Source organism: Aquicoccus sp., from assembly GCF_041686535.1.
In the GTDB taxonomy this organism is placed as follows: domain Bacteria; phylum Pseudomonadota; class Alphaproteobacteria; order Rhodobacterales; family Rhodobacteraceae; genus Aquicoccus.
The window spans coordinates 1-24179 of the sequence record NZ_JAWLDS010000010.1 but is presented as its reverse complement, the minus strand read 5'-3'; the positions used below and the strand labels follow the sequence as shown (position 1 = coordinate 24179).

The 24179-nt window shown below is 63.4% G+C and carries 25 protein-coding genes; 10 read left to right on the top strand and 15 right to left on the bottom strand.

From position 1 onward, the window contains the following. Positions 1–2: 2 nt before the first annotated feature. Positions 3–1340: an NAD(P)/FAD-dependent oxidoreductase gene (locus ACESL9_RS04100; RefSeq protein WP_372674533.1), complete on the top strand. Its 1338-nt coding sequence runs from the start codon at positions 3–5 to the stop codon at positions 1338–1340. Here ACESL9_RS04100 and ACESL9_RS04095 read toward each other — a convergent pair. Both ACESL9_RS04095 and ACESL9_RS04090 read right to left on the bottom strand, forming a co-directional pair. Then, positions 1337–2689: an aminotransferase class III-fold pyridoxal phosphate-dependent enzyme gene (locus ACESL9_RS04095; RefSeq protein WP_372610173.1), complete on the bottom strand. Its 1353-nt coding sequence runs from the start codon at positions 2687–2689 to the stop codon at positions 1337–1339. The genes ACESL9_RS04100 and ACESL9_RS04095 overlap by 4 nt on opposite strands. A gap of 97 nt (positions 2690–2786) precedes the next feature. Beyond that, positions 2787–3527, bottom strand: a complete 741-nt coding sequence (locus tag ACESL9_RS04090; protein ID WP_372610175.1) for a glutamine amidotransferase — start codon at positions 3525–3527, stop codon at positions 2787–2789. Between the two features lie 203 nt (positions 3528–3730). Here ACESL9_RS04090 and ACESL9_RS04085 point away from each other — a divergent pair, with 203 nt between their 5' ends. Both ACESL9_RS04085 and lpxK read left to right on the top strand, forming a co-directional pair. Next, on the top strand, positions 3731–4963 hold the full coding sequence (locus ACESL9_RS04085; RefSeq protein WP_372674532.1) for a 3-deoxy-D-manno-octulosonic acid transferase: 1233 nt from the start codon (positions 3731–3733) through the stop codon (positions 4961–4963). After that, the gene (gene lpxK, locus ACESL9_RS04080; protein ID WP_372610179.1) at positions 4963–5967 is read left to right on the top strand and encodes a tetraacyldisaccharide 4'-kinase; all 1005 of its coding nucleotides are present in this window, start codon (positions 4963–4965) and stop codon (positions 5965–5967) included. Before ACESL9_RS04085 ends, lpxK begins: the two co-directional genes overlap by 1 nt. A gap of 167 nt (positions 5968–6134) precedes the next feature. Here the strand turns inward: lpxK and ACESL9_RS04075 are convergent, their stop codons facing one another. The 3 genes from ACESL9_RS04075 to ACESL9_RS04065 are packed head-to-tail and all read right to left on the bottom strand — an operon-like array spanning position 6135 to position 8382. Continuing rightward, on the bottom strand, positions 6135–7250 hold the full coding sequence (locus ACESL9_RS04075; RefSeq protein WP_372610181.1) for a CaiB/BaiF CoA transferase family protein: 1116 nt from the start codon (positions 7248–7250) through the stop codon (positions 6135–6137). After that, entirely contained in the window at positions 7247–7855 is a 609-nt protein-coding gene (locus tag ACESL9_RS04070) for a DsbA family protein (RefSeq protein WP_372610183.1), read from the bottom strand. The genes ACESL9_RS04075 and ACESL9_RS04070 overlap by 4 nt, the downstream gene beginning before the upstream one ends. Continuing rightward, entirely contained in the window at positions 7852–8382 is a 531-nt protein-coding gene (locus tag ACESL9_RS04065) for a DUF721 domain-containing protein (RefSeq protein ID WP_372610687.1), read from the bottom strand. Before ACESL9_RS04065 ends, ACESL9_RS04070 begins: the two co-directional genes overlap by 4 nt. Before the next feature lie 81 nt (positions 8383–8463). Here ACESL9_RS04065 and ACESL9_RS04060 point away from each other — a divergent pair, with 81 nt between their 5' ends. Continuing rightward, on the top strand, positions 8464–9549 hold the full coding sequence (locus ACESL9_RS04060) for an A/G-specific adenine glycosylase (protein WP_372610185.1): 1086 nt from the start codon (positions 8464–8466) through the stop codon (positions 9547–9549). After that, entirely contained in the window at positions 9546–10679 is a 1134-nt protein-coding gene (locus ACESL9_RS04055) for an alkane 1-monooxygenase (RefSeq protein WP_372610187.1), read from the top strand. Before ACESL9_RS04060 ends, ACESL9_RS04055 begins: the two co-directional genes overlap by 4 nt. A gap of 15 nt (positions 10680–10694) precedes the next feature. Here the strand turns inward: ACESL9_RS04055 and ACESL9_RS04050 are convergent, their stop codons facing one another. From ACESL9_RS04050 to ACESL9_RS04020, 7 genes are all read right to left on the bottom strand, one after another. Continuing rightward, positions 10695–11861 (bottom strand): nucleotide sugar dehydrogenase, encoded by a 1167-nt coding sequence (locus tag ACESL9_RS04050; protein ID WP_372610689.1) that lies wholly within the window; start codon positions 11859–11861, stop codon positions 10695–10697. A gap of 146 nt (positions 11862–12007) precedes the next feature. Further along, complete coding sequence (locus tag ACESL9_RS04045) at positions 12008–12433, bottom strand: DUF4376 domain-containing protein (RefSeq protein ID WP_372674531.1); 426 nt, start codon at positions 12431–12433, stop codon at positions 12008–12010. After that, on the bottom strand, positions 12430–12750 hold the full coding sequence (locus ACESL9_RS04040; RefSeq protein WP_372610191.1) for a hypothetical protein: 321 nt from the start codon (positions 12748–12750) through the stop codon (positions 12430–12432). The genes ACESL9_RS04045 and ACESL9_RS04040 overlap by 4 nt, the downstream gene beginning before the upstream one ends. A gap of 11 nt (positions 12751–12761) precedes the next feature. Continuing rightward, a complete protein-coding gene (locus ACESL9_RS04035) occupies positions 12762–13880 on the bottom strand; it encodes a DUF2793 domain-containing protein (protein WP_372610691.1) in 1119 nt (372 codons plus the stop codon). A 159-nt stretch (positions 13881–14039) separates the two neighbouring features. Further along, positions 14040–15533 (bottom strand): heme biosynthesis protein HemY, encoded by a 1494-nt coding sequence (locus ACESL9_RS04030; protein WP_372610193.1) that lies wholly within the window; start codon positions 15531–15533, stop codon positions 14040–14042. A gap of 4 nt (positions 15534–15537) precedes the next feature. Beyond that, positions 15538–16842 carry a COG4223 family protein gene (locus tag ACESL9_RS04025; protein WP_372610195.1) on the bottom strand — a complete coding sequence of 435 codons (1305 nt, stop codon included), beginning with the start codon at positions 16840–16842 and terminating at the stop codon, positions 15538–15540. Positions 16843–16898: 56 nt separating this feature from the next. After that, on the bottom strand, positions 16899–17630 hold the full coding sequence (locus ACESL9_RS04020) for a uroporphyrinogen-III synthase (RefSeq protein WP_372674530.1): 732 nt from the start codon (positions 17628–17630) through the stop codon (positions 16899–16901). Positions 17631–17710: 80 nt separating this feature from the next. Between ACESL9_RS04020 and tsaD the strand changes: the two genes are divergently transcribed. The 5 genes from tsaD (at position 17711) to ACESL9_RS03995 (ending at position 21256) form a co-directional block, all read left to right on the top strand. Then, entirely contained in the window at positions 17711–18805 is a 1095-nt protein-coding gene (gene tsaD, locus ACESL9_RS04015; RefSeq protein WP_372610199.1) for a tRNA (adenosine(37)-N6)-threonylcarbamoyltransferase complex transferase subunit TsaD, read from the top strand. Then, positions 18802–19764, top strand: coding sequence for an NAD(P)H-dependent glycerol-3-phosphate dehydrogenase (locus ACESL9_RS04010; RefSeq protein ID WP_372610201.1), 963 nt, complete (start codon positions 18802–18804; stop codon positions 19762–19764). The genes tsaD and ACESL9_RS04010 overlap by 4 nt, the downstream gene beginning before the upstream one ends. After that, on the top strand, positions 19765–20034 hold the full coding sequence (locus ACESL9_RS04005; RefSeq protein ID WP_372610203.1) for a YciI family protein: 270 nt from the start codon (positions 19765–19767) through the stop codon (positions 20032–20034). It begins immediately after the preceding gene. After that, the gene (locus ACESL9_RS04000; RefSeq protein WP_372610205.1) at positions 20034–20453 is read left to right on the top strand and encodes an EVE domain-containing protein; all 420 of its coding nucleotides are present in this window, start codon (positions 20034–20036) and stop codon (positions 20451–20453) included. Before ACESL9_RS04005 ends, ACESL9_RS04000 begins: the two co-directional genes overlap by 1 nt. 335 nt (positions 20454–20788) lie before the next feature. Further along, on the top strand, positions 20789–21256 hold the full coding sequence (locus tag ACESL9_RS03995) for an MAPEG family protein (RefSeq protein ID WP_372610207.1): 468 nt from the start codon (positions 20789–20791) through the stop codon (positions 21254–21256). A gap of 59 nt (positions 21257–21315) precedes the next feature. Here the strand turns inward: ACESL9_RS03995 and ACESL9_RS03990 are convergent, their stop codons facing one another. The 3 genes from ACESL9_RS03990 to ahcY form a co-directional block, all read right to left on the bottom strand. Further along, positions 21316–21657, bottom strand: a complete 342-nt coding sequence (locus tag ACESL9_RS03990) for a DUF2853 family protein (protein ID WP_372610209.1) — start codon at positions 21655–21657, stop codon at positions 21316–21318. A 127-nt stretch (positions 21658–21784) separates the two neighbouring features. After that, positions 21785–22750 carry a ketopantoate reductase family protein gene (locus tag ACESL9_RS03985; RefSeq protein ID WP_372610211.1) on the bottom strand — a complete coding sequence of 322 codons (966 nt, stop codon included), beginning with the start codon at positions 22748–22750 and terminating at the stop codon, positions 21785–21787. 67 nt (positions 22751–22817) lie between these two features. Then, on the bottom strand, positions 22818–24179 hold a 1362-nt coding region (gene ahcY / locus ACESL9_RS03980; RefSeq protein WP_372674528.1), incomplete at its 5' end, for an adenosylhomocysteinase.

Sequence of the window (24179 nt, the reverse complement as noted above, 5' to 3'; positions counted from 1 at the left end):
ACATGAAGCGCATATTTCCGCCCTTTGCCTATTCCGATACCCGCATCGACCACTGTTTCTGGGCCGAGGCCGTGCCCGAAACGATGCTGGAACGCCCCGCGCTCCAGGGCGATCACATGGCCGATGTGGTCATCATCGGGGCCGGGTTCACAGGGTTGAACGCCGCCCTGTCGCTGGCTGAGGCCGGGGTGCAAGTGCGTGTGCTCGACCTGCGCTATCCGGGTTGGGGGGCGTCAGGGCGCAATGGCGGCTTCTGTTGCCTGGGCGGCAGCAAGCTTTCGGATGCCAGCCTCGACCGGACATTCGGCAAGCCCGCGCGGCTGGAATGGCGAGCAGCAGAGCGCGAAGCGATCCGGCATGTCGATAAACTGTTGCACAAACACGGGATCGAGGCCGATCGCCACTCGGATGGTGAAACACTTCTCGCCCATCGTCCCTCACTTGCCCGGTTTGAAGGTGACGCAGCGCAGATCGAGGAGAATTTCGGCGTCACGCCCGAGATCATTCCCGGTGAGCAGCTTTCGGCACATGGGCTCAATGCCGGGTTTCATGGTGGAATGAAACTGCCCATCGGTTTCGCACTGCATCCGCGAAAGTACCTGGCCGGGCTGTTGCAGGCCGCGGAACAGGCCGGGGCGGTGGTTCATGGCGACAGCACGGTTTTGGGTATTGCCAAACAGGCCGGCGCTTGGCGCGTCGAAACGCGCCATGGGGCTGTCAGCTGTGAAAACATCATCGTCGGGACCAACGGCTATTCAAGCGAAGACCTGCCCGACTGGATGGCCGCACGCTATATGCCGGCGCAATCGAGCGTGATCGTCACCCGCCCGCTGAGCGATGCAGAACTCTCCGCGCAGGGCTGGACCTCGCACCAGATGGCCTTTGATACGCGGAAACTGCTGCACTATTTCCGCCTCATGCCGGACAATCGGTTCCTGTTCGGGATGCGCGGGGGGCTGCGCGCCTCGACCGCATCGGACCGGGCCATCCGGCGGTTGATCCGGCGTGATTTCGACGCGATGTTCCCGGCTTGGCAGCATGTCGAAACATCGCACTACTGGAGCGGCATGGTCTGCCTTTCCCCTTCGCTCGCACCCTTTTGTGGCAAAGTGCCCGAGATGCCGGGGGTATATGCCGGCTTTGCCTATCACGGCAATGGCGTCGCCATGGGCAGCTATACCGGCGCGCGGCTGGCCGACATGGTGCTGGGCCGGGCAGGTGACGCTCCGATCCCGGCCGTCATGCAGAAACCGCCCGGGCGCTTTGGCCTCGGGCGGTTCAGACGGACTCTCATGTTCGCGGCCTATGCCGGTTTCCGGTTGCGCGACAGGTTTGCCTAGACCGTCGAGAAACCAGCATCCAGCGCGTCCAGTATGGTCTGCACCTCGCCCTCGGTGATGGTCAGGGGCGGCGACATCAGGATGTTGTGTGCACCCAGACGCACCATCGCCCCGGCCTCGTAGGCGGTCTTGTGGATGCGTTTCATGGTGGCCATGTCCATCGGGGTCTTGGCCGCCTTGTCGCTCACGATCTCGATCCCGGTCATCAGGCCGTGGCCGCCACGCACATCGCCGATGATGTCGTGTTTTTCCGCCAGTTTCAAAACCCCTTCATGAAGCTGCGTGCCCCGGGCGGCGGCGTTGGTCTTGGTGTCGAGGCGCAGGGTTTCCGAAAGGCAGGCCGTGACCGCCGCCGCCCCTACGGGATGCGCCGAATAGGTATAGCCGTGATAGATGGCGCCTTCGCCGGTGGTGTCGTTTTCGAACACATCCGCGACCTTCTCACCCATCAGGGCGGCACCTACGGGGAAATAGCCCGAGGTGATGCCCTTGGCCGTGGACATCATGTCGGGCTTGACGCCCCAGTGGCGCGCACCGGTCCAGTCGCCGGTGCGGCCGAAACCGGTGATCACCTCGTCCGAGATCATCAGGATGCCATGGCGATCACAGATTTCACGCATGAGCAGCATGAAGGTCTCGCCCGGCACGATCACCCCGCCCGCGCCCTGAATGGGCTCCATGATGAAGGCGGCGATGGTGTTGGCGCCCTGAAAGAGGATCTCGTCCTCCATTGCCTGCGCGATGAACTGGGCCAGTTTCGCTGGATCGGTTTCGTTGAACGGATTGCGATAGGTATAAGGTGACGGCAGGTGATAGCAGCCCGGCAGGAGCGGCTCGTAGTTGATGCGGAAACGGTTGTTGCCGTTGACCGAAGCCCCGCCGAAATGGGTGCCGTGATAACCCTTTTTCAGGCTCAGGAACTTGGTGCGCGTGGGTTCGCCGCGCAGGCGATGATATTGCCGGGCAAGCCGCAGCGTGGTTTCCACGGAATCCGATCCGCCCGAAGTGAAGAAGCAACGCACCATCCCGTCCTCGGCAAAGAACTCTCGCACGGCATAGGAGGCTTCGATCGCGGTCGGGTTGGTCGATCCGGCGAAGGCCGAGTAATAGGGCAGATCGTAAAGTTGCTTGGCAATGGCATCTTTCACCACGTCGTTGGAATAACCCAGGTTCACGCACCATAGCCCCCCAACCGCATCCACGACACGATGCCCGTCGATGTCCGTGATATGGGCGCCATCGGCCCCCTTGATGATCGTCGGTGGATTCTCGAGGCTGTCCGCAGGATGACCCATCGGATGCCAGAGATGGCGTGCATTGTTTTCCTTGAGAAAATTGTCGTCCTTCATCGGAGTCACTCCCTGCGCTTCGGATATCGAATTTGATCAAAACCTAGCATGTGGCGGAACGCTGTCCAAGCCCGCGCGCGGCCATGCCATGTCGGTTTCAAGCGCGCCGGTATCTGGAGACAAAATTCCGCAGCACAAGCTCGGGCGCATGGACCTCCGCGGCGCGGCACAGGGCGATCAGGTTTTCGGCCTCTTCCGGCGGAAAGTAGCCGCGATTCCCATAGATCTTGATCCGAAGCTCGAATCCGTCGCTATCGGCCTCGGGGTGGAACTGGGTGGCATAGACATTCTCTCCATGCCGGATCATCTGGAACGGGCAGCTGGACGAACTGACCAGATGGGCGCATCCGGGCGGAAGTGCCTGCACGGCTTCCTTGTGGCCCACGAATGCCTCAAACCGATCGGGCAGTCCCGCGCATATCGGATCGGCACGACCCTCGGGTGTCAGGCTGCAATCCGAGATGCCGACATCCTCTCCGAAGCGCGCCTTGCTGATCTCTCCGCCAAGGTGCACACCAAGGATTCCGATGCCATAGCAACATCCAAGATAAGGGAAATCACGCGCCGTGATTTCCGGCATGAGCGACATCACGGCGGATTCGATCCGGGCTTCGACCGGGGATTTCATTTCGGGTGGATCGCTGACGCAGCCCGGGCCGCCCCCCACGATGACGCCGGAATACTGGTCGAGATCGAGCCAATTCGGTAACGCCTCCTGATCCAGCCGGATGCGATGCGCATCCGCTTCCCCAAGCCCGCCCTTGTGCAGGATCGCCTCGAACTCATTATCCGAAGCCTCCGTTTCGGGCCGCAATTGCAGGATCAGGAATGGCTTCATCGGGATCTCCTTGGCCCATGTGGTTTGACCTGCAGGGTCGTCTGCGTCAAGGTGGCAAGGTCCGGGCGCTTGCTTGAACGCTTCCGGCAAACCCCCGGCACTCTTGCGAAACCAAGCGATCGAGGCGAACCCATGGTCCATATTCTACGGTCCCTGACAACATGGCCGCCGCTCCCGGATCGTCGCGTTGGAAGGGTTTGAACGTGCCTTTGCGATCAATCGGCCGCTCCTTGTCGCTGGGCGCCTATATGGCCTATGCGGGCAAGGGGCAAAGATCGGGCAAGGGTTTTGCAAAAGACAGGCCCGACGGGACGTTGATCTGGGGTCATGCGACCTCGCCCTCCCGGGCTTCGGCATTGCTCCAGCTCGCTGCGCGGCTGCGTGCGCAGCGGGCCAAGTTCACCTTCCTGCTCACCACGCCGACTCCCGATCCTGCACCCGATCATCTGCGCCACGGCGATATCTGGCAGGTGTTGCCAGAGGATACGATTGTGGGCGCTGCACGCTTTCTCGACCATTGGCGCCCCGACATCGGGTTATGGACCGGCGGATATTTTCGGCCCGTATTGCTCGAACGGGCAAAGCGCCGGGAAGTGCCGATGATCCTGATCGATGCATGTGAAGAAGGGTTTAATGCGCCGCACCAGCGCTGGCTGCCGGAAATCCTGCGTTCCAATCTCGAATCATTCGACAGCGTGTTTGCCCGGTCCGGCAATGCGGCCCAGAAACTGCGGCGCCTGGGTGTGCCCGACGAAACCCTGACCGTGACCGGCCCTTTGCAGGAGGGCCGAAACGCCCTGCCATGCGATGAGGAGGAACGGCAGGAAATGGCGCGGGCGCTGGGTGGTCGGCCGGTTTGGCTGGCTGCGATGGCGCAGCCCGAGGAAGTGCCAACGATTCTCGAGGCGCACCGGCAGTCAAGTCGAATGGCGCATCGGCAACTCCTGATCCTTGTCCCTGATGACGAAACCAGGGGCCCGGAGTTCAGCGCAATGCTGCACGAGCAGGGGTTGGCCACGGCCACTCGGTCGGCCGGCGAGAGGCCCAGCGAACGGACCCGGGTTCTGCTCGGCGACACGCGGGGCGAGATGGGGCTCTGGTATAGGCTCGCCCCGGTAACGTTCATGGCCAGTTCTCTGTTTCCCGGCTTCGGCGGGCGCGATCCATTTGAACCTGCCGCGCTCGGTTCGGCCATTCTTTACGGCCCGAACGTGAGCCGGCACCTGTCGGCCTATTCTCGCTTTGCCAATGCGGGCGCAGCACGAATCGTCAATGATTCCCAAGCATTGACGACGGCGTTGGAGCTGCTTTCCGCGCCGGATCGCGTTGCGCAGATGGCATCGGCAGGATGGGAGGTCGCATCCGAGGGCGCCGAGGCGACGGACCGGGTCATCGATCTGTTGCAGGACATGCTCGACATGCTGGGGAAAGGCTGATGCGGGCGCCGGGTTTCTGGTTCACTCCGCCCGCCCGGCCGGGTTGGCAGGCGCGGGCGCTGGCCCCCTTGGGCTGGCTCTACGGGTGGGCGACGGCCTGGCGGCTTGGGCGCGGCGCGCCGGGCGATCCGGGTCTGCCGGTGATCTGTGTCGGCAACCTGAATGCCGGGGGGACAGGCAAGACGCCGACGGTCATTGCGCTGGCCCGCAGATTGCAGGATCGAGGGCTGAAACCGCACGTGGTTTCAAAGGGTTACGGTGGCCGATTGGCAGGGCCCGTGCAGGTGAACGAGCGCACGCATCGGGCGGATGAGACGGGAGACGAGCCGCTGCTGCTGGCCGCGTTCCTGCCAACCTGGGTCGCGAAGGACCGCATGGCGGGCGCGCGCGCGGCGAAAGCGGCGGGTGCGGATCTCGTGATTCTCGATGACGGGTTTCAGAACCCCCTGATCCGCAAGGATATTTCCCTGATCGTCGTGGATGCCGCCAAGGGATTCGGCAATGGGCGCTGCCTGCCGGCCGGGCCTTTGCGCGAGCCGGTGGAAAAGGGCATGAAACGGGCCGATGCCGTGATCTCCATCGGGCCAGACGATCACCAGAAATCCTTCGAAAAACAATGGGGTAAGGATATCTTTCGCCCCCGTCTCAGGGGGCATCTGGCGCCTTTGGAGATGGGCATGGACTGGGCCGGGCAACGCTGTCTCGCCTTCGCGGGAATCGGGCACCCGGAAAAGTTCTTTGACACGCTGCGCGGTCTGGGTGCGGATGTGGTCGGCGAAGTGGCGCTTGAGGATCACCAGCCGCTGACCAAGGCCATTCTCAACCGGTTGGAATCTCAGGCGAAATCCATGAATGCCCAGCTTGTCACGACCGAGAAGGACGCGGTGCGGCTGGCGCGCGAATACCGGTTCAAGGTGCTGACATTGCCGGTGCGATTAGAGATCGAGGATTGGCAGGCGCTGGATGACCTTGTGGAACGGTTAATACCACGTCCCGACAGGTAAACGCGGGGCGCAACACCGGAAAAACGGGGGTGATATGCGTATGACTCCCGGCTGCCACCCGGCTGCCGGGGCGTTCCAAGGTTTCGATCGCCAGATCGGTTAAGACGGCGTGCGCCCCGGAAGACCTCGGAGGGAAGGCCAAAAAATCAGGCGCGAATTTCGGCGCCTCAGCCGTTGTCCTGCCCCAGTTTCGGGCTGGGCCGGTGCAGGGAAAGTTCGGCATCCGAGAACTTGAACGGCGCGCGCACGCCGGGGATGCCGTCAAGCTCGATCTGCAGGCCGCGCGCCTGCACATGCGGGTCGGCAAAGACCTCGGCCATGTCGTTGATCGGCCCGGCGGGAATGCCCCTCTCCTCGCAGCCCTTGAGCAGGTCCACCTTGGTCCATTTGCGGGTTTCGGCCATCAGGTTCCCGATCATCTCGGGCCGGTTCTGAACCCGATCCGCGTTGCGCAGGAATTTCGGGTGTTCGGCCATCCAGTCGAGGCCGAGTAGCCCGCAAAGGCGTTGATACTGCGCATCGTTTCCGGTGGCGATGATGATATAGCCATCGGCACAGTCGAACACCTGGTAGGGGGTGAGGTTGGGGTGATAGTTTCCCGTGCGCCCCGGCGGCGTACCGGTCGCGAGGTAGTTGAGCGCCTGATTGGCCATGGCCGCCACGGCGCAATCGAGAAGGGACATATCCACATGCTGCCCACGCCCGGTGCTCGCACGTTGATGCAGCGCGGCCAGGATACCGGCGACGGAATAAAGCCCGGTGAAGAGATCGGTGATCGCCACGCCCGCGCGCTGGGGCTGGCCATCGGGATCGCCGGTGATCGACATGAAGCCCGACATGCCCTGGATGATATAGTCATATCCGGCGCGATGGGCATAGGGGCCATCCTGCCCGAAGCCGGTGATCGAACAATAGATGAGGCCCGGGTTGATTTCCTTGACCGTCTCGTAATCGAGCCCGTATTTGGCAAGGCCCCCGACCTTGAAATTTTCGATCAGGATGTCGGCCCCGGCGATCACATCGCGCAGCCGGGCCAGATCGTCCGGATCGCGGAAATCAATCGTGATCGACGCCTTGCCGCGATTGCAGGAGTGGAAATAGGCCGCGCTGCGATCACCGTCACGTTCGATGAAGGGCGGGCCCCATTGGCGGGTATCATCGCCTTGCAGTGCCTCGACCTTGATCACCTCGGCGCCGAGGTCGGAAAGCGTCTGACCGGCCCAGGGGCCGGCCAGGATACGGGCGAGTTCGACGACCTTGAGGCCGGAAAGCGGGGCTGTCATTCCTCGCCCAGCTCCTCGTCGAGGATTTCCTTGATCTCGGAATAGGCCATGTTGGAATATTTCGTGCCGTTGATCACAAGACTGGGGGTGGAATCGATATCGTCGGCCTCGCGGTTCTCCTCGAACCAGTTGACGAGTGCGGTGGCCTTGTCGGCATCCGAAAGGCAGGCCTCGATCCGGTCTTCGTCAAGTCCGGCGACCTTGCCGATCCGGCGCAGGTTGCCCGCGACTTGTGCCGGATCGTTCGAGCTCAGCCATTCATCCTGCTTTTCATAAAGCAGGCCGGTGACGCCGAAGAAACGCGACTCCTCGCAACGGGCAAGCAACGACGCCCAGAGACCGACCCGATCGAAAAAGACATCGCGGTAAATGAAACGGATCTTGTCGGTGTCGATATAGTCGGCCTTGATCTTCTTGAACTGGTCCTCATGGAAGGTCGCGCAATGCGGGCAGGTGAAGGAGGCGTATTCGATGAGTGTCACCTCCGCGTCCTCGGGGCCCATGGTCATTTCGGTTACGGTTGCGCCCTCTCCGTCGGATTGCGCGATGGCCGGGGTTTGCCACGCGAGGATGGCGGCAAGCGTCACTGCGAGAAGTCGGATCATGTGTCGGGCCCTTTCTGGCGTTTGGATCTGGATAGAACGTTTTGCGCAAGGGCTTCAAGCGCCTGGCGCAACCCGGGGTCGGAAACGCCGCATGCCGTGGCAGCGGCGGCGCGGGTCAGCGCGGGGTCGGCAGTGACGGGACTGGCGGGTTTGGGGTGATGCTCGAAACTGACCTGGCCCTCGGAAAAGCCGGTGGCGTGGGTCTGTGTCACCCGTACCCGGGCGATGGCATTATAGCCATAGGCGGCATTCACCCGTTCGCGGATCTGCTCTTTCTGCATCTCCAGAAGCGGGGCCTGTGCCCCGGTGGTCAAGAGCGAAAGCGTCGCGCCAAAGCCGCCACGACCATAGGACACCTCGACCGGGCGCGAAATGGCGGCGACCTCTTCTCCCGCGATTTCCGCCCAGTGGGTCAGGATGCGCGACACGGCAAATCCCCGCGATTCGCCCGCCCGGCGGATATCAGGCTGCAAGAGCGCGGATGCGCGGGTAAAGCCCTTGCTGTATGATACCTTGCGCGATGTGATCGCTGCCTCCCTTGGTTCCGAGCCAATTTAGTGGCAGGAGAGCTGGGCGAACAGGGGTATTCGAATTGGGGGACGTAAAACTTGCGTGACGGGCCGGAGGGCAGGGTCGGGGAAATCCTCGCATGGTATGACGTCAATGCGCGCGACCTTCCCTGGCGGGTGCCACCGGGGCGGACGGAACGGCCCGATCCATATCGGGTCTGGCTGTCCGAAGTGATGCTCCAGCAGACCACCGTTGCGGCGGTGCGCGGTTATTTCGATCGGTTCACGACGCGCTGGCCCACGGTCGGCGCGCTCGCCGCGGCGGATGATGCGGATGTGATGGGCGAATGGGCGGGTCTGGGGTATTACGCCCGCGCCCGCAACCTCTTGAAATGCGCGCGGGTGGTGACCGGGATGGGCGGGTTTCCGCGAACGCGGGTGGAATTGGAAAAACTGCCCGGCATCGGCCCCTACACGGCGGCAGCGATCGCGGCGATCGCCTTCGATGCGCCCGAAGTGGTGGTGGATGGCAATGTCGAACGGGTCATGGCGCGCATGTTCGGGATCGAAACGCCGCTGCCCCGCGCCAAGCCCGCGATCCGCGATAAAGCCGCCCGCCTGACGCCCGATGCGCGGCCCGGGGATTACGCACAGGCGGTGATGGACCTCGGTGCCACGATCTGCACGCCGAAGAACCCGGCCTGCGGGATCTGCCCATGGACGGGCTCTTGCCGCGCCCGGGCCGATGGCATGGCGTCGAAGCTTCCGAAAAAAGAGCCTAAAAAGGCGAAACCGACCCGGTTTGGCATCGCCTATGTCGGGCGGCGGGTGGATGGTGCATGGCTTCTGGAACGACGGCCGGAGCGGGGGCTGTTGGGCGGGATGCTGGGCTGGCCCGGGGCAGAGTGGGGCGCAGTGGCACAGGAGGCCCCGCCCGCTGCGGCAAAATGGCGCGACATCGGGGCCGAGGCGCGCCACACATTCACCCATTTCCACCTTTATCTTGGTATTCGGACCGCCGTTTTGCCGATGGAGTGCGTGCCGCAAAGGGGCCTGTTCATGCCAAGCCACGATTTTCGCCCCTCGGACCTGCCCACGGTGATGCGCAAGGTATTTGACCTTGCCCGCGATGCGGTCGAAACTGAGCTTCAATCTGTGGCCACCGCGCCGAGGGACTTGCCATGATCGACGCCGAAACCATCGCCCGCCCGAACCGGTTCCTGCCGTTCTGGATGACCTATCTGCTGGTCCCGATTGCGTGGATCAGTGCGGTTCACGGTGGCTGGACCGTGATCCTGCTGCCGCTCGTGGCGTGGTGGGTGTTTTCAGGGCTCGACGGGATTCTGGGACTGAACACCGAGAACGCCGACACCGGGATCGATGACGATGCGCTCTACTGGTACAGGATGGGCGTCATGCTCTGGGTGCCGGTCCAGTTCGTCACGCTTTACGGCATCCTGTGGTATGTCACCGCCTCGGGGCACCTGGGCTGGATCGAGCTTCTGGTGCTCTTCGCCTCGCTCGGGGTGATCAGCGGAACGGTCGGCATCGTCTATGCCCATGAGCTTTTGCATCAGCGCAACAAGCTCGAACGCTGGCTGGGCGATATCCTTCTCGCGATGGTGCTTTATTCACATTTCCGCACCGAGCACCTTTTGGTGCATCACCCCTATGTCGGCACGCCGCGCGACACGGTGACCGCGCGCTATAACGAGAATTTCCATCGCTATTTTGCCCGCGTGCTGCGCGAGGGGCTGATCTCGGCCTTTCGCGCGGAAAAGGAGAAGCTGGCAAAAAAGAACCTGCCCTGGACCGATACGCGCAACCCGTTCTGGCGCTATTGGGGGTTGCAGGGTCTGGCGCTGGCGTTGGCGCTCTATCTGGGGGGCTGGCTGGGGCTTTTCCTGTTCCTCGTGCAGGCGCTGAGCGCGGTCTGGCAGTTGGAGTTGACCAACTATGTCGAGCATTACGGGTTGACGCGCAAACATCTGGGCGATGGCAAGTATGAGCACGTGAAACCGCATCATTCATGGAACGCGGCGCACAAGGCGACAAACTGGCTCTTGATCAACCTGCAACGCCATTCGGATCACCATTACAAACCCGACCGGCGCTTTCCGCTGTTGCAGAACTACTCCGGGGCGCAGGCGCCGCAACTACCCTATGGCTATCCGATCATGACGCTGTTCGCGCTGTGGCCACGTAAATGGCGGCAGGTGATGAACCCGCGCGTCGCGCGCTGGCGCGAGATGTATTACCCCGAGATCACCGACTGGAAGCCGTATAACAAGCACCGCACACCAATGCCGCGCTGACACGCATCGCCGCGTTCACCCCGAGCCGAACAGGTCGCGTGTGAACACCTTCTCGTGAACATCCGAAAGGTCCGCCGTACTGCGGTTGGCCAGAATGACGTCGGCACGTGCCTTGAAGGAAGCAAGATCGCGCGTCACTTCCGAACCGAAGAACGTGGCATCCTCCATCGCCGGCTCATAGACTATGACCGGGATACCCTTGGCCTTGATCCGCTTCATGATTCCCTGAACCGAGCTTTGGCGGAAATTGTCCGACCCCTGCTTCATGACCAGCCGATAAATGCCGACGCAGGACGGATTCATTTTCACGATCTGCTCGGCGATGAAGTCCTTGCGCGTGCTGTTCGCATCCACGATGGCCCGGATCAGGTTCTGCGGCACGCTGGAATAATTGGCCAGCAACTGCTTGGAATCCTTGGGCAGGCAATAACCCCCGTACCCGAACGAAGGATTGTTGTAATGGCTTCCGATCCGCGGATCGAATCCAACCCCCTCAATGATCTGGCGCGAATTCAGCCCGAGGCTGAGCGCATAGCTGTCGAGCTCGTTGAAGAAGGCCACCCGCATGGCAAGATAGGTATTGGCAAAAAGCTTGATCGCCTCGGCCTCTGACGGATCGGTCAGCAAGACCGGCACGTCTTCGCGCAGCGCGCCCTGCCTGAGAAGTTCGGCAAAGCGGCGCCCCCGATCCGAGTGCTCGCCAACCACGATCCGGCTGGGATAGAGATTGTCATGAAGCGCACGCCCTTCGCGCAGGAACTCGGGGCTGAAAATCACCTGCCCGGTGCCCAGCTTTTCCGACAAGCTGGCCGTGTATCCCACCGGAACCGTGGATTTGATCACGATCGTCGCCGTCGGATTGATCCGCGCGGCGGTGCGTATCACGTCCTCGACACTCGTCGTGTCAAAGAAATTGGTCTCGGGATCATAATTCGTGGGTGTCGCGACGATCACGAAATCGGCGTCGGCGAATGCCGTTGCCGCGTCCGTGGTTGCCCTCAGGTCCAGCGCATCTCCCGCAAGGTAATCCTCGATCTCCGGGTCCTCGACCGGGCTCTGCCGCGCCGACAACATCGACACACGCTCTTCATCGATGTCATAGGCGCAGACGGGATTCGAACGGGCCAGCAGGACGGCATTGGACAGGCCGACATACCCCATGCCAGCGACGGTAATCCTGATTCTGGACATGAAACAACTCTTTGACAAGGACCGGGCAGCAGACAACGCCGCCCCTGTTTCCCCCTTCTAACGCACGGATTACACGCTCACAATTGCACTGTGGCCATGGTGAACGCCAAGCGGCCACTTTTCGATCGTCAGCGTGATCAATCGGCCCGCTTCAACGCCTCATACACCTCGTCGAACGCATTCACGAGATCAAGATCCGACAGGTCGCCGTCGTGCTCCTCCATTCGTGCCGCAAGCCGCCGTTCGGTGGCGAAACACCGCTGCACGTGATCTACCACCGCACGTGCAATCAGGAGGATCTGCTCGATCGTCAATTTTGACCAACCTGTTTCGAGTTTCCAGTCAACCGGTTCCTTGAGCAGGCCCGACTGTATCGATTGCACAGAAGCCGCGATCTGGGCCTGGCTTTCCCGCGACGTGTTCACCCGCAAGCTGCCCGAAAGATTGAGTCCCCCGGTTTCCCGTTTCCAGCGCAAATCCGCGAGTTCGTGAAACCTCTCTGCCCGGCGCTGCGCAAGTTTGGTCTTCGGCATGATCAATTGGCTCAGATCGATGTTGCTCATTGGATTTGCCCCTCTTGGACAAGGCTGACAGCAGGCAGCTCGATGGGCCCGTCACGGGCGACGGTGAGTGGTTCGGGAAAAAGTGCCTCCTGCGGCGCGGTTGCCCCGTGAGGCAGGATCAGGGTGATGTGCAGATCACCATCTATGCGCTCCACGTCCGACGCCAACCAGTCACACGTTACCGCGTCTTGTGGAAGCGTTGCGCCCTCGGGGATACCCGACAAGTCAAACGTCTCGCCGTTGATCGTAAGAGTGTCGCCGCTTCTTGACAGTGTGAGCGTGTCATCGCGGCGCATGGGGGAAAATGAAATTTTCATGGGGATCTCCTTCAGAACCAGCGACCAATGGCAGTCACTGGAATAATCACATCCTCTGGCGAAGCATTGCTGTTCATCGAATAGACGCGAACGGCATTCAGGCTCGTGGTCGTGCGTGAAAAGTAGGTCGCCAGCATGGATCGGTCGGACAATAGATGTGTTTTGCCTTCGACATGCAACGAGACGCCGATATCATCGTCGATAAAGACTGCCGGAAAGGTCCATGAAACATTGGTTGAGTAATAGGGATCGTCGCGTGTCCCGTCCCCTCCGCCGTCACCCACCTTGCCGACATTGATTTCATGCCAGCAAATCTGTGTGCCGTCCGCATAACGGACGTAACGGCCGCTGCTGTTGCTGCCGCGTTCGATCACCGCGCCGGATGGATCACCACCTGATTGGGAGACGGCGCCGAGAATGTTGCCCGGACAGTATCCGTAATCGGCACGCATAAGGCGCCCCGCCATGGTATCGCTGGCGGATTGCTGGATGGCCTCGCCCGAGGCAAGACCAGTCGTGTTGTCCAGACGGAGCGCCTCGATCCAGGACGCGCCATCGGGTGACAGCTTGATCGACCAGTCATTCGTGCCCGCCAGCCCCATCTCGGCATGACCGGCCCAGTTTGACTGGAACAGGAGCGAGGCGGTGTCGCCCGTCGCGGACTTGTTGAGTTTCAGTTGATGCCCCGAACCCGCGTGGCTCAAAAGTGTCGCATCTGACGCCACCGCCAGCCTGTTCGTTGCATCCGCGCTCGTGTTGACGCCCAGGTGCACGACACCATCCAGCCGGTCAATGACGGCTTGCCATTGCCCATCGCGCCAGACCCGCAGTTCCTGCTCTGGCACACCCCAGGCCCGCCACCCTTCTTTCGGGGTGAAAAACAGCCACTGATCGCCACTCCAATAGGCAAGCTCGCCCCCATGCCCCGCCCAGGCAGCCGTCGGACCGGCGCCGAGCCCGTGAATGTCGCCGGGCGCCGGCAGTTCCGGCGGTTCCGTATCGGCAAAGCCCAGCAGGCAAAGCTGCGTCACCGCGTCCAGACGCTGAAGCGCCTCGTTATGGGTGACATCTTTCTGGGCCTGGGACGGCTGAAGATAGGGCAGTTCAACCCGTGGCGAAGAGTGCGGCATCTGACTTTCCCGAATTCCGTGAAGCTGTGCTGATAAGACAGCGACCGGTCTACCGCCGCGGGGTAAAGCGTTCCTCACGCCGCGGTTCGGGGGGTTCAGAATTTCTTAACTGCCGGCTCCAAGGCAGGCGGGACATCACGGCACCAAAGGCGCACGCCTTTACTTGTCCGTCCGCTCCGGGGCCGGCTCGTGCAAGACGTCCTCCGCGTCGATGATCTCGGATTCGCCTGGCTCCGCCTCCTGCGTGCGGGTCTCGTCACGATCCGAATCGTCCCCGATTGCCCCCACGATCAGCGGCAGCATCTCGGTCCCCGCGGGCATCGTCACCTGCGATTGCGGCGGCGCGGTCCAGCTCAGCGTGTCGAGCGCGCCGCAATTCTCGCAGACCGGAACCCATTCGGCGTGGATATGGTGGCACTTTTCGCACACCCATTGCGGCCCCCGCGGCGCGTTGAGCGCCCGGGCCAGCCAGCCCTTGACCACCGCGTCCGACCCGCCCTCGCCGCGTTCGATGGCGGCCATGATCGTGAACACCCGCGCATCCGGGTCACGCTCGGGCAGGTCGCCCAGCTCGCGCCGGGCCTGCGGGAAATCCTCGGCCGCGATGTTAAGCTCGGCCAGCAAGAGCCGGGTCTCGCGGTGATCGGGCCGAATTTTCGTCAGCTTGGCAAACCGCTTGAGCCTTTCGGCGGGCGTTTCATCCGGGGCGATCTCGGCAAAGGCGGCGGCAAGGTCCGGATGCGGCGCGGCCTCCCACGCCTTCTTGATGACGCGCGCCGCATAGCGTGGCTTGCTTTCCTCGATATACATGCGCGCCGCCATCACCGCCGCCGGAACGAGGTCGGGCGACAGCTTGTTGGCCGCGATCGCCGCCTCGCGCGCCTCGATCGTGGCGCCCTCCTCGATCACGTCCTTGGCCTCCTGCAAGGCCAGAACCGCCTCGCGCCGCTTGTGCACGTCGCGCGGCAATGTCCCGTGGCGCAGCTTGGCGGCCAGCGTCTCGCGCGCGCCTTTCCAGTCGGCTTTCTCCGACTGGAGCTTGAGCAGCACGTCCTGCGTCTCGGCATGGCCCGGCTTGAGCGCAAAGGCCGTCTGCGCCAGCTTCAGAGCCATGTCCGTGTCACCCTCGGCCAGCTTCTGCTTCATGATCCCGCGCACACCGACAAAGCGGGTCGAGTCGTGCTTCAGAAGCCGCTTGTAGACCTGTTCGGCCTTCCGCGCATCGCCCGTCATCTCGGCCGCCTGCGCGGTCAGAAGGTTGGTCAGTTCCGGTTTGCGCAGGTATTTCTCGGCCTTTCCGGCCTTGCTCATGGCCAGCTTGCCCTCGCCCGAGGCCAGCGCCAGCATCCCCTGTGCGAGCGCATCATACCCCTTGCGTTCGCGGTTGCGGTCGAACCAGCGCGACAACGCCGTCTCGTCCCCGTTGAGGAATTTGAGCATCGCGATCAGCAGCCCGAACAGCCGCAGGAACAGCCACACGGCCAGGATCACCAGCAACGCCACGATGACCGACATCAGCGGGGTGAGCGTGATTTCCTGCCCGGCAAAGGCGATGCGCACACCGCCCTCCATTTCCAGAAGATACCCCGCCCCCAATGTCGCCATGGCGACAAGGACAACGAAAAGGACAATCTTGATAAGTGACCACAGCATTCCGTTATCCCCGGTTCAAATCCAGATCCGCGCCCAGCGCCTCGGCGGCGGCGACCGCATCCGCCCGTGCCTGCGCCCGATCCATCCAGTCCGACATCGCCGCCCGCGCGGACTCGGGCAGGGTGTCGATCTCGGCCATCGCATCCGTGAGCCGACCTTCATTGACCGCCGCCTCGGCCCGGCTCAGGATCGCATCGGCATCGTCGCCCTCGCGCGGCTCGAGCGAGCGAACCCCCAACTGATCCTTGAGGAAGGCCGCGAACCCGCCGTCCTCGTCCTTGCGCGCCTCGGCCAGTGCCGCGCGTGCCGCGTCGGGAAAGGCGCTGGCCAGGTCCGCCATCGTATCCACGCCCGAATCCGCGACCCCGGCCAATTCCGGCGGCAGGTCCACATCCTGCGCCGCCAGCTCCTCGGCCGCTTCGGCGAAACCCGTCCCCGTATCGAGCGCGGTCAGGATTCGGGTCATCGCCGTCCGTGTCGCCACCTCCTCTGCACTCCTTTCGGCGCTGGCCTCTTTCTCCGCGGCCTCGGCCAAAAGCTCCTCGATCTCGGCACGCTGCTCGGCCATCGCGTCCTGCACCGCCTGCAACTCACGCTCATAGGCCTCCACGGCCTCGGGCGACGCGCTTTCGGTGACGGGCCGCTTTTCCAGATCGTTCACCCGGGTTTCGAGCGCCGACATCGCCTCTGCCATGTCATCGACCCGCCCGTCGAGCGTATCGATCCCACCCTGCATCCCTTCGAGATCGTCAAGCCGCGCCTCGATGGGGCCAAGGTCCGGCTCGGCCTCCTGCAATGCCTCGATCGCCTGCGCCTGTTCATCCAGCCGTTCGCTCACCTGCGCCTCGAACCCGTCGTCATCGCCCAGGTCCGGCCAGACCTCGGGCAGGATATAGAACGCCGCGCCGAATCCGATCCCCGCAGCCAGAAGCCCGCCGATAAGCATCGGCAGAAACCCGCCCTTGCGGATCACCACCGGCTCGGCGGATTGCGCGCTGGCCGTCTCGCTGCCCACCCAGGGGCCAGAGTCGGCTTGTTCGGGTTCATCGGGTTCCGGCGCTTGCGTGGCCTCTTCGGCACCGTCGGCATCGGGTGCTTCGGCGTCGTCGCTCACATCCTTTGGCAGCGTGTCCGCATCGTCACGGCCGACGGTTTCCGCGGCCATGTCATCCGGCGATGTCTCGGGATCCATCGCGACGGGCCGTTCAGGCACCTCTGCCACCACATCCTGAATTGCAGTCCTGAGCTTGTCGGCATCGACCTCATGCCCGGTGTCCGGCTCATTCCTGGGTTTCGATGTCTTTGCCACCTGCTACCACCTTCCCGAATCTCGACGTGGAAAAACTCAGTTCAATCCAATCGACCTTACTTGTGACCCGGCCCGGCCTCAAGCCGCCTCGCTGCGTCGATCAGTCCTTGCACCGCGTCACGCATCGCTTGTGCATCCGGATGCGTGGCAATGCTCAAGGCACGGGCATCGACATCGCCCAGCGCATCGCGCACGGCCGCGCTCATCGCCGCGATGAAAAGCGGCGCTCGCATCGCGGGGTCAGCGCGGTATTCCTTTACAAACTGTCGTGCCGTGCGTGGCGAAAACAGGGGGAGCACCACCGGCGCCTTGCCATGCAGAAGCGACCGCGCCTCCGGGGTCAGCGGCTGCGTCACCTGGTCATAGACCACCGCCGAACGCGTCTCGCGTCCCGCGTCGCTCAGGATCGCCGCCAGATCGGCAATCGCGTGGCGCCCCCGGGCATGCACGAACGGCCCCGCCTCCCCACTCTCCAGAATCGCCGCGACCAACGCCTTTGCATCGCCGCTGGCCGAACGCGCGGTGAATCCCGCCTCTGTCGCGGCCCGGGCCGTGGCATCGCCCACACACCAGCACCCGCCACCCGCGTCTCCACCCGCGCGCACGAACCCCTCGACCCCGCGCGGCGAGGTAAAGATCGGCACGCCCCCGGGCAGGTCCGCCGCCAGCCATTCGATCCGCAGAAGCGGCGATTGCACGATCCGGACGGCGCCCAGCTGCGCCCGCAGCGCATCGGCAAAAGGCCGGGCGGCGATGTGGGGACGGGTCAGGAGGATCACGGGTTTCATCACATGCCACTACGGGCCAACTTGTTATTGGCGCTTGACCGGTGTTACCTGCCGCAAAGGGGCCACGCAATGGAAACACCATGGGCGACACGCTGACCATCCTCGGTATCGAAAGCAGTTGCGACGACACCGCCGCCGCCGTGGTCCGTGGCGTGCCCGGCGCGGCGCGCATCCTGTCGTCGGTTGTCTATGGCCAGGCCGAGCTTCATGCCGACTATGGCGGCGTGGTGCCCGAGATCGCGGCCCGTGCCCATGCCGAACGGGTCGATACTTGCGCGAAAGAGGCTCTGTTACAGGCTGATCTGGCCCTTTCCGACATGGACGCCATCGCCGTCACCGCCGGGCCGGGCCTCATCGGCGGCGTGCTCTCGGGTGTCATGTGCGCCAAGGGGCTCGCCGCGGGGGCGGGCAAACCGCTCATCGGCGTCAACCATCTTGCCGGCCATGCGCTCACCCCGCGGCTCACCGACGGGATCGCCTATCCCTATCTCATGCTGCTCGTCTCGGGGGGGCATTGCCAGTTCCTGCTGACCCGTGGTCACGGCGATTTCTCGCGCCTCGGCGGCACCATCGACGATGCCCCCGGCGAAGCCTTTGACAAGACCGCGCGCCTTCTCGGCCTGCCCCAGCCCGGCGGTCCCGCGGTTCAGGCCGCGGCCGCGCATGGCAACCCCACCCGCTTCCGCTTCCCCCGCCCGCTGCTGGACCGGCCCGGTTGCGACCTCTCGTTCTCGGGTCTGAAAACCGCGCTCCTGCGCGCCCGCGACGCGATTGTCGCCGACAAGGGCGGTCTCACCCGGCAGGACCGCGCCGACCTCTGCGCCGCGTTCCAGGCCGCCGTGGTCGATGTGCTGGCCGAGAAAACTGCCCGCGCCCTGGCGCTTTACCTTGCCGAAGACCCGCCCGTGCCGGTCCTTGCCGTGGCCGGCGGTGTCGCCGCGAATACTGCCATTCGGGCAAGGTTAGAGACGCTTGCGGCCGGTCATGCCACCCGCTTCCTCGCTCCACCGCTGGCGCTTTGCACCGACAACGCGGCGATGATAGCCTATGCTGGGCTCGAACGCTTTGCCCATGGCGAACAGGACGACATGACATTGGCCGCGCGTCCGCGCTGGCCGCTCGACGCAAACCAACCGGCCCTTCTGGGCTCGGGCAAGAAAGGGGCCAAGGCATGATCGCGATCCTCGGGTCCGGCGCGTTCGGCACCGCGCTGGCCATCTCGCTGGCACAGAATGGCGGCGACATCCTGCTCTGGGCGCATGACCCCGACCATGTCTCGGAAATGCGCAACACGCGGCAGAACACCCGCCGCCTGCCCGGGCTGAAACTGCCCGAGAACATCCTTCTGTCCGACGATCTCGCGGCGCTCCCCTCCGAGATCCCCGCGCTGCTCTCGGTGCCGACGCAAACCCTGCGCGGCTTTCTCGAAGACCACGCGACCACGCTCGGCCCGCGCCCCCTTGTCGCCTGTTGCAAGGGGATCGACCTTGAAACCCATCTCGGCCCGGTCGAGACCATCGCCCGTCACGCTCCCAATGCGCAACCGGCCATCCTCACCGGCCCCAGCTTTGCCGCCGACATTGCCCATGGCCTGCCGACCGCGCTCACCCTGGCCTGTGCCGACGACGCCACCGGCAAGACCCTGCAACGGTCTCTGACAACGCCCAACCTGCGCATATACCGCAGCACCGACACCATCGGCGCCGAGCTGGGCGGGGCTCTCAAGAACGTCATCGCCATCGCCTGTGGTGCCGCGATCGGCCTCGGGATGGGCGACAGTGCCCGCGCCGCGCTCATGACCCGCGGCTTCGCCGAGATGCAGCGCCTCGCCCTCGAACGCGGCGCACGGTCCGAGACGCTCATGGGCCTCTCGGGGCTTGGCGATCTCGCGCTCACCTGCACCTCGGACCTCTCGCGCAACTATCGCCACGGTCTCGCGCTCGGCCGCGGCGAGGCCGTCGATCCCGTGATCACCGTCGAAGGCGTGGCCACCGCCCGCGCCGTCACCGAATGGGCCGCCGAGTTGCAGATCGACATGCCGATCTGCGCCACCGTCGCCGATCTCTGCGCCGGTCGCCTCACCGCCACGCAGGCCCTGCAAACCCTGCTGTCCAGACCCCTTAAGGAGGAATAGATGCTCGTCGCTCTCATCGCCCGGGACATGCCCGGCAAGATCGAACTGCGCCGCGAGAACCGCGCCGCCCATCTCGATTACATCGAGGAAACCGGCATCGTAAGCCAGGCCGGGCCACTCATCGTCGATGGTGAAATGGCCGGATCGCTGGTGATCCTCGATGTCGAGACCATGGAGCAGGCCCAGGACTGGGCCGACAACGACCCCTATACCAAGGCCGGTCTTTTCGAGTCCGTCAATCTCATCGAATGGAAAAAGGTGATCGGCTGATGCGCTACTGGCTGTTCAAATCCGAGCCCAACACTTGGGGTTGGGACGATCAGCTCGCCCGCGGCGACGCGGGCGAGGAATGGGATGGCGTGCGCAACTACCAGGCCCGCAACTTCATGCGCGAAATGAAACGCGGCGACCGCGGCTTCTTCTACCACTCGGTCAACGAGAAGCGGATCGTCGGCATCGTCGAGATCATCGCCGAGGCGCATCCCGACAGCACCACGGACGACACCCGCTGGGAATGCGTCGACATCAAGGCGTTGTCCACGCTGCCCCGCCCCGTCACCCTCGACGAGATCAAGTCCGACCCCCGCCTGGCCGACATGGTGCTGGTAAAGAACTCGCGCCTCTCGGTGCAACCCGTCACCGACGCGGAATGGCGCATCATCTGTGAACTGGGCGGCGTCGATCCCTGATCCCGCCCCTTCATCCTGCCTGAAACACTCCCGCCGGAGGCGTCCGCCCGCGCAACACGGCCCCAACACATGAACGGAGGGCCCCGGCACAACCAGAACCCTCCGTCTCCCCACGTGCTCCCTACTCACCACACGCGACTTTTGAAACTGGGTCCGGCCATCCTGACTCGGGCAGGTTTGAAAATATCGCGCTCGCCCCCAACGCGCAAACGCCATCTGCCTGGAATTTGGCTAAAATGCGGGTCTCCTGTGGATGCGCGCAGGGCTTCCAAACCCGACAGCTTTGACAGATCCCGGACAATTCCGCATTCTTCTCTCCAAAAACGGGGGGAAACATGTCTCTATACACGCTGGAAAACCCGGTCTTCGTGACCTACGCCATCGCCGCGGCACTCATGGTTCTCAAGATCATGGGGCAAGGCTGGGTCACGGTGTACCGGATGATAAAGGTCAAGGGTGGCTATGCCAGCCCCGAAGATCTCCGACCCGGCCGCATCAACACCGATCCCGATCCGACACAACTCGAACCCAATGATTACGTCGATCGGTCTCGCCGGATGCACCGCAACGATCTCGAGAACATTCCCGGCTTTCTCGCCGCGGGCTTTCTGTTTGTCGCGGCCTCGCCGCCCCTGCTTCTGGCACAGATCCTGATGTATGGCTTTGTTGCGGCCCGCGCACTGCACGCATGGGCCTATGGCACCGCCAAGAGCCACGAGACCCGCGCCAATTTCTACACGCTCGGCTCGCTCATCGTGATCTTCATGGCGCTTTACGTTCTGGCCGCCATCCTGTTCTTTTGAAACCAAGCAAAACGCCCGCCACGGATGGGCGGGCGTCCTCGATCGGGTGTTGGCGCGGCTCAGTTGTAAACCGATTCCTTGCCGAAATGCTTGACCAGCATGTAATAGACCACGGCGCGGTACTTGTTGCGCTCCGACTGGCCATAGGTGTCCAGCACCGACTTGATCGCCTCCATCAGTTGCGGGCCATCGGCCAGGCCCAGCTTCTTGATCAGGAAGTTGTTCTTCACCGTCTCGAGCTCGCTCTCCTGCGTCGCCGCCACGGTCGCGGCATCGGCATCATAGATCGCCGGCCCGCATCCGATCGTGACCTTGGTCAAAAGGTCCATGTCCGGCGTCATCCCGCATTTTGTCCTGAGGTCTTCCGCATATCTTGCAATCAAATCGTCGCGTTTGCCCATCTCACTGTCTCCAATTGTCTGACGTATCCGCCCGTTACAAAAGCTCCTGCTTGCGCTATGGGCAAGACTAGCGTGAGTTCCTGACGCCACAAAGGGAAAACTGGCCCGCGTGCTCCCTGCCGTGGTGTCATCCGACCAGGCGGCGCAGATCATCGAGCGTCATCGATCCGGGCGCCACGCCTTCGCGCGCCAACCGCGCACCCAGCCGCGTCATCGCATCGTTCACCGGCGTCGGAACGCCCGCCAGCCGCCCCATGAGAGAGATCTCGCCGTTCAGATAGTCGGTTTCCACCGACCCGGCCCCCCGGGCAAGGCTCTGCGCCGTCGATCCGCCGATATTCTCGATTCCCTCGATCGTGCCGAACCGCATCAACTCCCTGCGTTCGGGTTCGTGCTTCTCGCCGTCCCGGGGCTTAATCCCATGTGCGTCGTAGACGGCCCGGGCCTCATCCTTCAGCGCCGCACCGATCTCCCCGGTATCGACACCCCGGCCCAGCGCCGCCTGCGTGATGTTTCCCACGTTGTGAAGCAGTTTCCTGTATTTGCTCGGCATCACGTCATCGAGGACGAACGGAGTGATCTTGCTGCCCCGGAACGCCTCCGACAGCCGCACGTCGTCCGCGTCATGGCCGTGCGGATAGCGCCCGATATCGAAATATCCGAATTGCGGCTCACCCCATGTCACGACGTCACCCGGCGCCAACAGCAATGCGGGCAGCATCACCGTGATCCCATGCACGTTGGGAAAGACACGCAGCGCGATCCGCTCGTTCTCTACGCCGTTCTGCGCACAAAAAATCGGCTGCTTGTCCACACCCGCCGCACGCAGCGCCTCGAGCGCCGGCGCGGTGTCCTGCGTCTTCATGCACAGCAGGATCGCATCATCCTCGCGAAACGCGATTTCCCCCGGATCAGAAACACATTCCAACTTGACCACCCGGTCGAACACGGGCGAGCGCACGCGAAGACCGTTCTGGCGGATCGCCTCCAACTGCGCCCCGCGGGCGATGCCGATCACCTCCTGCCCGCTCTCGACCAGCGCGGCCGCCACCGCCCCGCCAACCGCACCCACGCCATAGATGATCACCCGCATCGCGTATCCTCCAAATGAAAAGGCCCCGGAACTCCGGGGCCCATCGTGATCGGCTCTTGGCCGGGATTCAATAGCGGTAATGATCGGGCTTGAACGGTCCTTCCGGGCTCACCCCGATATAATCCGCCTGGTCCTTGCTCAGGCTCGACAGCTTCACGCCGATCCGGTCGAGATGCAGCCGCGCGACTTTCTCGTCGAGATGCTTGGGCAGCACGTAAACCTCGTTCTCGTATGCGTCGCCCCGGGTGAACAGCTCGATCTGTGCCAGAACCTGGTTGGTGAAACTGGCCGACATCACGAAGCTGGGATGCCCCGTCGCATTGCCGAGGTTCAGGAGTCGCCCTTCGGACAGCAGGATGATCCGGTTGCCACTCGGCATCTCGATCATGTCCACCTGGTCCTTGATGTTGGTCCATTTGTGGTTCTTGAGGCTCGCCACCTGGATCTCGTTGTCGAAATGGCCGATGTTGCCGACGATCGCCATGTCCTTCATCTCGCGCATATGCTCGATGCGGATCACGTCGCGGTTGCCGGTGGTGGTGATGAAAATGTCGGCGCTGGACGCCACGTCCTCGAGCGTCACCACCTCGAATCCGTCCATCGCCGCCTGAAGCGCGCAAATGGGGTCAACCTCAGTCACCTTCACACGCGCGCCGGCCCCGCGCAGCGACGCAGCCGATCCCTTGCCCACATCGCCATAGCCGCAGACCACGGCGACCTTGCCGGCCATCATGGTGTCCGTGGCGCGACGGATACCGTCGACAAGGCTTTCCTTGCAGCCATACTTGTTGTCGAATTTCGACTTGGTGACGGAATCGTTCACGTTGATCGCCGGGAAAGGCAGGTGCCCCTTTTCCATCATCTGGTAAAGACGGTGCACCCCGGTCGTGGTCTCCTCGGTCACGCCCTGGATCATGTGGCGCTGCTTGATGAACCAGCCGGGGGTTTCCGCGATACGCTTGCGGATCTGCGCGAAAAGCGCCTCTTCCTCTTCGCTCGTGGGCGCGGCGATCAGCTCTTCCTCGCCCTCTTCGACCCGCGCGCCCATCAGGATGTAAAGCGTCGCATCGCCACCATCATCGAGGATCATGTTGGCGCCGCCCTCCTCGAAATGGAAGATCCGGTCGGCATAATCCCAGTATTCCGGCAGGGTCTCGCCCTTGACCGCGAAAACCGGTGTGCCGCCCGCGGCAATCGCGGCCGCCGCGTGATCCTGCGTCGAGAAGATGTTGCACGACGCCCAGCGCACGTCCGCGCCCAGTTCCACCAGCGTCTCGATCAACACCGCCGTCTGGATCGTCATGTGCAGGCTGCCCGCGATCCGCGCACCCTTGAGCGGCTTTTGCGCGCCATATTCCGCGCGCAGCGCCATCAGGCCCGGCATCTCGGTCTCGGCAATCGCGATTTCCTTGCGGCCATACTCGGCCAG

What these genes read in the sequence shown, in the direction of transcription:
- ACESL9_RS04100 (WP_372674533.1), top strand. Translation starts at nt 3, where the DNA reads ATGAAGCGCATATTTCCGCCCTTTGCCTATTCCGATACCCGCATCGAC.
- ACESL9_RS04095 (WP_372610173.1), bottom strand. Translation starts at nt 2,689, where the DNA reads ATGAAGGACGACAATTTTCTCAAGGAAAACAATGCACGCCATCTCTGG.
- ACESL9_RS04090 (WP_372610175.1), bottom strand. Translation starts at nt 3,527, where the DNA reads ATGAAGCCATTCCTGATCCTGCAATTGCGGCCCGAAACGGAGGCTTCG.
- lpxK (WP_372610179.1), top strand. Translation starts at nt 4,963, where the DNA reads ATGCGGGCGCCGGGTTTCTGGTTCACTCCGCCCGCCCGGCCGGGTTGG.
- ACESL9_RS04075 (WP_372610181.1), bottom strand. Translation starts at nt 7,250, where the DNA reads ATGACAGCCCCGCTTTCCGGCCTCAAGGTCGTCGAACTCGCCCGTATC.
- ACESL9_RS04070 (WP_372610183.1), bottom strand. Translation starts at nt 7,855, where the DNA reads ATGATCCGACTTCTCGCAGTGACGCTTGCCGCCATCCTCGCGTGGCAA.
- ACESL9_RS04055 (WP_372610187.1), top strand. Translation starts at nt 9,546, where the DNA reads ATGATCGACGCCGAAACCATCGCCCGCCCGAACCGGTTCCTGCCGTTC.
- ACESL9_RS04045 (WP_372674531.1), bottom strand. Translation starts at nt 12,433, where the DNA reads ATGAGCAACATCGATCTGAGCCAATTGATCATGCCGAAGACCAAACTT.
- ACESL9_RS04040 (WP_372610191.1), bottom strand. Translation starts at nt 12,750, where the DNA reads ATGAAAATTTCATTTTCCCCCATGCGCCGCGATGACACGCTCACACTG.
- ACESL9_RS04035 (WP_372610691.1), bottom strand. Translation starts at nt 13,880, where the DNA reads ATGCCGCACTCTTCGCCACGGGTTGAACTGCCCTATCTTCAGCCGTCC.
- ACESL9_RS04030 (WP_372610193.1), bottom strand. Translation starts at nt 15,533, where the DNA reads ATGCTGTGGTCACTTATCAAGATTGTCCTTTTCGTTGTCCTTGTCGCC.
- ACESL9_RS04020 (WP_372674530.1), bottom strand. Translation starts at nt 17,630, where the DNA reads ATGAAACCCGTGATCCTCCTGACCCGTCCCCACATCGCCGCCCGGCCT.
- tsaD (WP_372610199.1), top strand. Translation starts at nt 17,711, where the DNA reads ATGGGCGACACGCTGACCATCCTCGGTATCGAAAGCAGTTGCGACGAC.
- ACESL9_RS04010 (WP_372610201.1), top strand. Translation starts at nt 18,802, where the DNA reads ATGATCGCGATCCTCGGGTCCGGCGCGTTCGGCACCGCGCTGGCCATC.
- ACESL9_RS04005 (WP_372610203.1), top strand. Translation starts at nt 19,765, where the DNA reads ATGCTCGTCGCTCTCATCGCCCGGGACATGCCCGGCAAGATCGAACTG.
- ACESL9_RS04000 (WP_372610205.1), top strand. Translation starts at nt 20,034, where the DNA reads ATGCGCTACTGGCTGTTCAAATCCGAGCCCAACACTTGGGGTTGGGAC.
- ACESL9_RS03995 (WP_372610207.1), top strand. Translation starts at nt 20,789, where the DNA reads ATGTCTCTATACACGCTGGAAAACCCGGTCTTCGTGACCTACGCCATC.
- ACESL9_RS03990 (WP_372610209.1), bottom strand. Translation starts at nt 21,657, where the DNA reads ATGGGCAAACGCGACGATTTGATTGCAAGATATGCGGAAGACCTCAGG.
- ACESL9_RS03985 (WP_372610211.1), bottom strand. Translation starts at nt 22,750, where the DNA reads ATGCGGGTGATCATCTATGGCGTGGGTGCGGTTGGCGGGGCGGTGGCG.